6 protein-coding genes are annotated in these 8,095 nt (G+C 64.3%); all 6 read left to right on the plus strand.

Annotated elements, in window-relative coordinates:
• Positions 1-445 (plus strand): efflux RND transporter periplasmic adaptor subunit (locus tag V7080_RS21155; protein WP_334190370.1); only part of this gene is annotated, 445 nt, incomplete at its 5' end.
• Complete coding sequence (locus V7080_RS21160; RefSeq protein ID WP_334190371.1) at positions 442-3,744, plus strand: efflux RND transporter permease subunit; 3,303 nt, start codon at positions 442-444, stop codon at positions 3,742-3,744. The genes V7080_RS21155 and V7080_RS21160, both read left to right, overlap by 4 nt.
• 166 nt (positions 3,745-3,910) lie before the next feature.
• Entirely contained in the window at positions 3,911-5,512 is a 1,602-nt protein-coding gene (locus V7080_RS21165) for a GMC family oxidoreductase (protein ID WP_334190372.1), read from the plus strand.
• A gap of 278 nt (positions 5,513-5,790) precedes the next feature.
• Complete coding sequence (locus V7080_RS21170; RefSeq protein WP_334190373.1) at positions 5,791-6,642, plus strand: MerR family transcriptional regulator; 852 nt, start codon at positions 5,791-5,793, stop codon at positions 6,640-6,642.
• Positions 6,643-6,871: 229 nt separating this feature from the next.
• The gene (locus V7080_RS21175) at positions 6,872-7,744 is read left to right on the plus strand and encodes a metal-dependent hydrolase (protein ID WP_334190374.1); all 873 of its coding nucleotides are present in this window, start codon (positions 6,872-6,874) and stop codon (positions 7,742-7,744) included.
• A 127-nt stretch (positions 7,745-7,871) separates the two neighbouring features.
• A partial coding sequence (locus V7080_RS21180) for a BtrH N-terminal domain-containing protein (protein WP_334190375.1) occupies positions 7,872-8,095 on the plus strand: 224 nt, incomplete at its 3' end.

The raw sequence follows: 8,095 nt of genomic DNA on the forward strand, positions 1-8,095 counted from the left end.
GCAGGTCAGTGTACTGCGTGTCGGCCAGTCGGTAGGAGTGCGTATCGATGGTCTTTCGTCGCCCGTTGCCGGCCGAATCGCCCGCATCGTGCGGTCGGCCGACCCGGTTACACGGACCTATCCGGTCAAGATCGCATTGCCTGCATCAGCTGGCATTCTGCCCGGCATGTTCGGTCGTGCCAATTTTCCGCTGGGTCGTAGCGACACGGTGATCATAGGCAAAGCCCTGCTGGTTGAGCGTGCCGGACTTCAGGGCGTATTCGTGGTCGATGCAGAGGAAACACTGAGATTCCGTTGGTTACGCATCGGCCGCGAATGGCCCGATCGCGTCGAGGTGCTGGCCGGTCTCGCGCCGGGTGAGCGTGTGGCGGCGAACGCCGGCTCGGCGGTGCGTGAGGGGGACCGTGTCGCTCATAGGATTTCGGCACCGGGGCGTGAGCCGTGAGCAAGGGCAAGCCGAAATCCTTAGGCGAAAAGGCCAGTCTTGCCTCCCTGCTTGCCGACACTTTTGTCACCTCGCGGCTGACAGTAGCGTTCATCCTCGCCTGTGCACTCATCGGCGCATGGGCGCTCGTCGAAACCCCGCGCCAGGACAATCCGCGCATCGTCGTTCCGGCGGCGCGCATCAGCGTGGAAATGCCGGGCGCTACCCCCGCAGAGATCGAAGCGCTGGTGGTGAGGCCGCTGGAGTCGCAGGTGCGCACGCTGGAGGGTGTCGATGACATCGATGCAGTGGCGCACAATTCGATCGCACTTCTCTATGTAACCTTCAAGACCGGCGAGAAGGAAGAAGACGTCCTGGTGCGGCTCAATGACCGAGTTGCCGCCCGTCGCGATTTGTTGCCGGTGGAGGCCGGGCCGATCGTGATACGTGGGGTGAATGTTGACGACGTCCCGGTCTTGACCCTGACCCTGGTGTCGAGCAACTACGACGACCACGCGCTCAAGCGGGTGGCTGATCGCGTGGCCGACGGCCTGCGCACGGTGCCGGGTGCCGGCCGCTTGGAGATACACGGCGGCGCCAACCGCGAGGTGAGGGTGGAGCTGGACCCCGACCGCATGCAGGCTTTCGGCGTCACTCTCGACCAGGTGCGCCAGTTGCTGATGGCAGGCAACGTGGCGGCTCCTTTGGGCAGTAACGTGAGTGCTGGTGAGCGGCAGGAATTGTTCGTCGATGGCTTTTTCAAAAGCGTCGGAGACGTATCGGACATTGTGGTGGGGAAATACATCGATCGACCGGTGCATCTCGGCGACATTGCCACGGTAGCGGACAGCAGCCCGCCGGAGCGTTTGCAGATGACGCGACTGGCGTTTGGTCCGGGTGATCCACGCTTTGGCAAGGCCGTGGATGCCGAGCGGCCAGCGGTCACGGTTAGCGTTGCGAAGACGGCGGATGCAAATGCCGTGTTCGTTGCCAGGGATATTCTGGCGCGGTTGGCGAGCATGCAGCGTGATCTCATTCCTGCCGGTATCGACGTGGTGGTGACGCGCAACGACGGCGAGTTCGCCAACCAGTCCATCAACGGGTTGATCGAACACTTGCTGGTGGCCATCGTGGCGGTCTTTCTGGTGGTGACCGTATTCCTCGGGCTGCGTCAGGCACTGGTGGTCGGAATCGGCATCCCGCTGGTGCTGGCGCTGACGCTGGGCATGGTCTACCTCGCAGGCTACAGCATCAACCGCGTAACTCTCTTCGGGCTGATCCTGTCGTTGGGCCTGCTGGTCGACGATGCCATCGTGGTGATCGAAAACGTGCATCGCCACTATCTGAAACCGGGCATGACGGATCGTCGCGCCGCCACCGTCATGGCCACGCGCGAGATCGGCAACCCGACCAACCTGGCGACGCTGGCCGTGATGGTGGTGTTTCTTTCGCTAATGTCGGTAACCGGTATGTCCGGGCAATTCTTTTATCCGATTGCCTACACGGTGCCGGTGGCAATGGCTGCCTCGCTGCTGGTCGCCTACACCGTAGTGCCCTGGGCTGCGTTGAAATGGCTACCAGCCGATGCGAATCATGAAGATGAAGGCGGGCACAAGCTCTCGGCGCGCCTGGAGCGGCTGTTGCGTCAACAGGTTACCGCGCTGGTTGATGACCGGAAGAAGCGTCGGCGCACCGCAACTCTGGTTGTCGTACTCCTGGCGCTGTCCTTGTTAATGCCTGCCTGGCAATTCATCCGGCAGGACGGTGTGAACGCGCCCATGGCGTGGTTCGGGCTTGAGATGGGCATGATGCCGGGTGACAACAAGAACACCTTCAATATCGTGGTGACATTGCCGGCGTCGGCCCCTGTCGAGCAGACGGACCGCATGGTTCGGGAAATGGGGGCTGTACTACGCGGGGTTCCCGAGGTGCGCCATTATCAGACGTGGCTGGGACGATCGGGCGTCATCGACTTCAACGGCATGCTTCGTGGAACTGCTGATCGTAGCGGCGAAAATTATGCAGAAATCCGCGTAGGCCTTGTTGACAAGGAGGATCGTTCTGCGAAATCGCACGACGTGGTGCGAGAATTGCGGCCGAAGCTCCAGAGCATCGCCGTTCGAGAGCCGGGCACGACGGTGCAACTCGTTGAGGACCCGCCGGGACCGCCCGTGCGAGGCAATGTTTTTGCTGAGATCTATGGCCGCGATCCGGTGCAGTTGCGGCAGGCATCGGGCGTGGTCCTACATGAGTTTGCGTCGACGAGAAATATCGTGGAAGCCATCGATTCGGAGCCAACGGACGTGGCGCGACTTCGCCTCGTGGTTGATCGCGAGAAAGCCGCCATGTCGGGAATCACGGTGGCAGACGTGGCCGCCGCGACGCGCCGACTGGTCGATGGGGAATTATTGGGCCGGGTCCACATGGAGGGCGAGCTGAATCCGGTATCGATACGCTTGTCGATTCCGCGTCGTTACCAGGTAGACATGTCGCTCTTGTCGCGTGCCTGGGTGGCTAACGCACAGGGGGTGAAAGTCCCGCTGTCGGCGCTGGTGCATGTCGAGCGGGATTTAGCCGAGCGTCCGATCCAGCGTCGCAACGGTGAGCGTGTGACCTTCGTGTCCGGTGAGCCGGGTGATGCGCCGCCGATCTATGCCGTGCTGGACCTGAACCAACGACTCGACGGCATGGCAATGCCAGACGGTACGAGGCTCGTCACTGGCAATATGGGACTGGCGCGCGACGTTCCTGACACCACGAGCGGCGTGCAGGTGTTTTGGGGTGGCCAACAACGACAGATGCTGGACACCTATCGGGATATGGGGCGTGCGCTTGCGATCGCCATCGTACTGCTGTACCTGATCCTGGTGGCGTACTACCAGTCGTTCAGCCTGCCGGCGGTGGCGCTGTCGGCGATCCCGCTTGGGCTCATCGGTGTGTTCCCGGGCCACTGGCTGCTGGATCAGCAATTCTCGGCCACCTCTCTGGTCGGCATCATCGCGCTGGCCGGTGTGGTCGTGCGCAATGGACTCCTGATTATCGATTTCGTGCTCGAGTACCGGCTGCAAGGCAGGCCGTTGCGCGAGGCGGTGATTGAGGCGGCTGCCATACGCATGCGACCGATCCTGTTGACGGCGCTGGCGGTTATCCTCGGGAGCGCCGTCATGCTCAGCGATCCGATGTTCGTCGGGCTGGCGATCTCGCTGATATTCGGCACTATCGCTGCAACTCTCCTGACCTTGCTGATTGTGCCGGTGTTGCTGCTCAAGGTAATCGGCTGGCGGGAGCGCCGTGGCCCGTGTCAGGAGAACCCGGCTTGACGGAGCGGATTGCATTGTCCGGCGTGACTCCCAGTTAAAAGCTGGCTGATGCAGCCAATCACGCTGGCTCCGTCATTGTTCCGGACATGGGTCGAATGTGTGATCAAAAAAGTTGCTACAACCATTGACCGCGCAGCATGGCCAGCCGGGTTCCCTTGGAGAAGAAATGAACAACTTTGACTACATCATCGTAGGCGCCGGCTCCGCTGGCTGTGTGCTGGCCAACCGGCTCAGCGAGAATCCGGCGCATCGCGTCTGCCTGATCGAGGCCGGCCCGCAGGACACCAGCCCGCTGATCCATATTCCCTTCGGCGTCATCGGCCTTATCCGGGAGGGCCGTCACAACTGGGGCTACAACACCGAGCCCCAGTCCGCCCTGAACGGGCGCCGGCTCTACACGCCCCGGGGCAGGACGCTGGGCGGCAGCAGCTCCATCAATGCCATGGTGTATATCCGCGGCCACCGGCAGGACTACGATGACTGGGCCGCCGCGGGAAATGCCGGCTGGTCCTGGCAGGACGTTCTGCCCCTGTTCAAGGCGCACGAACACAATGAACTGCTGGACGACGCACATCACGGGCAGGGTGGCCCGCTGAACGTTACGGCCGTGGCCGAGCCCAATCCCCTGGCGGCGCTGTTCATCAAGGCGGGCCAGGAGCTTGGCTTTCCCTTCAACCCGGACTTCAACGGCGCCAGCCAGGCCGGGGTTGGTCCCTTCCAGGTGACCCAGAAGGACGGGCGGCGCTGGAGTGCGGCCAAAGCCTTCCTGGCGCCGGCCAGGGGCCGCACCAACCTGACCGTCCTGACCCATGCCCTGGTTCGGCGTGTGGTCATCGAGGATGGGCAGGCCGTTGGCGTGGAATACGAGCCGGCCGGCGCACCCGGCGAGCGGCGCCTAGTGCACGCCACCCGGGAGGTCATCCTCTGCGGGGGAGCCATCAACTCCCCGCAGCTGCTCCTGCTCTCCGGCATCGGCGATCGCGAGCACCTCGCCAGCCACGGGATCGCCTGCCACCATCATCTGCCCGGCGTGGGACTGAATCTCCAGGATCATCTGGACATGACCCTCATCGTCAGAGAGAAGACGCGTCACGCCATCGCCGTGTCTCCCTTGTTCCTGCCCCGGCTGATTCGGGACCTCTTCCGCTACTTCACGGCGCGCAAGGGCTTTCTGGCCAGCAATGCTGCTGAGGCGGGAGCATTCCTGAGTGTCAACGGCGACCCGCAGCGGCCGGACATCCAGCTCCACTTCATCCCTGCCCTGCTTAGGGACCATGGGCGACAGCTGACCCCGGGCTTCGGCTGCACCATCCATGTCTGCCAGCTGCGGCCCAGGAGCCGGGGCAGCATCCGTCTGGCCAGCGCGGACCCGCGTGCAGCGCCGCTGATCGATCCTGGCTATCTGAACGATCCGGAGGACATGGAAACGCTGCTGAAAGGCGTCAAGCTGACACGGCGGTTCTTCCATACCGCCGCCTTCTCGGCCGCCTATGGTGGCGACGATTCCCCGCGCGCGGATCAGCAGGACGACGATGCGCTGCGCGAAGACATCCGCCAGCGGGCCGAGACCATCTACCACCCCGTGGGGACCTGCCGGATGGGCAACGACACCCTGGCCGTCGTGGACAGCCGCCTGCGCGTGCACGGGATCGGCCGGCTGCGCGTGGCCGACGCCTCCATCATGCCGACCCTGATCGGGGGCAACACCAATGCCCCCTGCATGGTGATCGGCGAGCAGGCCGCACGCTTTGTCCTGGCGGAAGCGTGACGCAACCGCGGCGCTGATAGGTCGTTGCTCCACAGGGAAAAGCCAGAGTCCGGAGACTCAGGGGGCGGTAGCCTTGGTGCTCGTGCATCGCTTGCCGGCGGCAGCGTCCCTTCTGAGCTTGGGGCCCGCCTCCGTTGGCGCTGCAGCGTTTCCGGCCCGGCCCCGTGAACGGCAAGCAGGGCAGGGTGACCGCGCCGCGAGGCCGCTGCGGAAGACGCTCCCGCACCGGCCCTGTAAAGTAAGGGACTCTTCCTGCCGCCTTATTCTGGAGCCTCGCGATGGCTACGATTTCCCGCTCCGGGCCCCCCCGCGCTGATCGACAGCACTCTGTCGAGAGCGCGGAGCCGGAGGCGCCCCCCCTGCCGCCGGAAGGCGGCTGGACGGTCGATGAACTGGCGCAAATGGCCGGGACCTCGGTGCGCAACCTGCGCGCGTTCCAGGAGCGGGGCGTGATTCCGCCGCCGGTCAAGCTGGGCCGGAGCGCGCTCTACGGCGCTGCCCACCTGTACCGTCTGCGCCTGGTGCTGCGCCTGCAGGAGCGCGGTTACAGCCTCGCCAGCATCCAGGAGCTGATCGCCGCGGCGGAAAGCGGGCGCAACGTGCGCGACCTGATCGGTCTGGACGAGGCAATCACGGCGCCCCTCGGGCAGTCGCCTCAGGGGGCGACCCCGGGAACCGTGACGCGTGCCCAGCTCATGCGAATGTTCGGGCTGAAAAGCCTGCCCCGCCAGCTGCTTGAGCGCGCTGTCCACCTGCAGTACCTCGAGCCCGAGGGAGCCCGCTTTCGCGTGGCTGACGTGCTGATGCTGGAGGCGGCTGCCGGCCTGGTGCGCAGTGGCATCGGCCTGCCGGACCTGCTCGATGTCGCGGAGCGGCTGCGGACCCATATGCAGCGCACGGCGGATGATGTGCTGTGGCGCCTGGCCAGGGCCATCGACAGTTACGGTACGCAGATTCCCCCGGCCGAGGATGTGGCCCGCATTGCCGAGCTCATCCTGCAACTGCGTCGGCTGGTGGATCCCGTGGTGCTGGCCGAGGCCCACCGGGCGATCGAGCAGGCGGTTACCCAGCTCTACACGGATCGCCTCGCGCGGACGATCAATACGGTTGCCGCGGACCGCAACGGCTAGGCCATCCGACCGCGGGACCACTTTTGCCCCGGCGCTAACCCGGCTTCTCCTTTTCAGCGACTGCCGCTGGCGACTTCCCGGGCGGCAGCTTTTCAGCGGAATTCACCTTGACATTTGGCCGTGTGACCAAGATATTTGGGCTTCATCGGCAACCCATGCGTGTTTTACCTTGCCGAACATCGCCTTTGTGCACGACCAATACAGTCTAGCCAGTGCAGGAGTTGGTTCCATGGCCAAGCCGCATGCCATCACCCCCCGTAAACCCTCTTTTGATGTCGGAGACGTGCCGGTCTTCTGGAACGACGGCGATCCTGTCCTCACCCGCTTCTTTGATGCCCTGTCCGTACATTTTCCGGACGGAGAGCGATTCTTCATCCAGTCCGTGCGCAATTATCAGGACCGGGTCACCGATCCGAAGCTGAAAGAAGACATCCGCCACTTCTTCCGCCAGGAAGCCCATCACGGCATCGTGCACGACACCTACAACGCCGTGATGGCGGCGCAGGGCGTCAACGTCGACAAGATTGTTGCCCGCCTCAAGATGGCCATCCGTCTCTTCCAGACCCATCTGTCGCCCAAGCACCAGCTGGCCCTGACCGCCGCCTTCGAGCACATCACCGCCACGCTGGGAGAGGGCTTCATGGAGGGCGACGGGGAGATGTTCCGCCATGCCCATCCGGTCATGCGGGCCATGTTCATGTGGCACGGTGTCGAAGAGGTCGAGCACAAGGCGGTGGCCTTTGATGTGTACGAGACGGCAGCGGGAGGCGGCTATTTCACGCGCGCCGCGGCGCTGATCGGCGGCACTGCCGTGGTGCATCTGGTGGTCGGTTCAGTGGCCTGGCACATGCTGAAGGTCGACGGCATGAGCCGCCGCCCTCTGCTCATCGCCAAGGGGCTCAACCGGTTGTATGGCCCCAGAGGGTTGTTGACCCGTCTGGTGCCGCGCTACCTGGACTGGTTCCGACCCGGCTTCCATCCCATGGACACCGGCATGCCCGAAAAGGTCGAGGCCTGGCTGGCCGAGTACCGGAAGCACGAGGACCCGATGCTGGCCTCGGATACGGTGTTCGGCGACCGCACGCTGGCGCAGGCCGCCTGAGGCGGGCGCCGGCCGCCCGTGCAGCGTTTCGGCTAACCCGGGCAACCGTCGCGCCACCGCCGAGTGCGGCGGAAGAACGGCAGGTGTCCGGGTTTATTCATCAGTCTTCAGGAAGGGTAAATCGATAGTGACACTACACGCAGCAGACACGGCACCGGCCCTCGCCATTCCCCATCGGCCCGGGCGCCATTGCGGGAGTTCGGCCATCCGGGACCTGCTCGAGTTCCACGGCACGACACTGACCGAGGCCATGTGTTTCGGGCTGGGCTCGGGCCTGGGCATCACCTACCTGACGTTGCCCGCCGCGCCGGTTCCCTTTCTGGTTCACGTGCGCTCGCTGGGGTACGAGGA

Origin of the sequence: Noviherbaspirillum sp. (assembly GCF_036846085.1) — a bacterium.
GTDB lineage: Bacteria > Pseudomonadota > Gammaproteobacteria > Burkholderiales > Burkholderiaceae_D > Noviherbaspirillum.

Excerpts from the sequence above, each read along its gene's own strand:
- V7080_RS21170 (WP_334190373.1), top strand. The coding sequence starts at position 5,791 with ATGGCTACGATTTCCCGCTCCGGGCCCCCCCGCGCTGATCGACAGCAC.
- V7080_RS21165 (WP_334190372.1), top strand. The coding sequence starts at position 3,911 with ATGAACAACTTTGACTACATCATCGTAGGCGCCGGCTCCGCTGGCTGT.
- V7080_RS21175 (WP_334190374.1), top strand. The coding sequence starts at position 6,872 with ATGGCCAAGCCGCATGCCATCACCCCCCGTAAACCCTCTTTTGATGTC.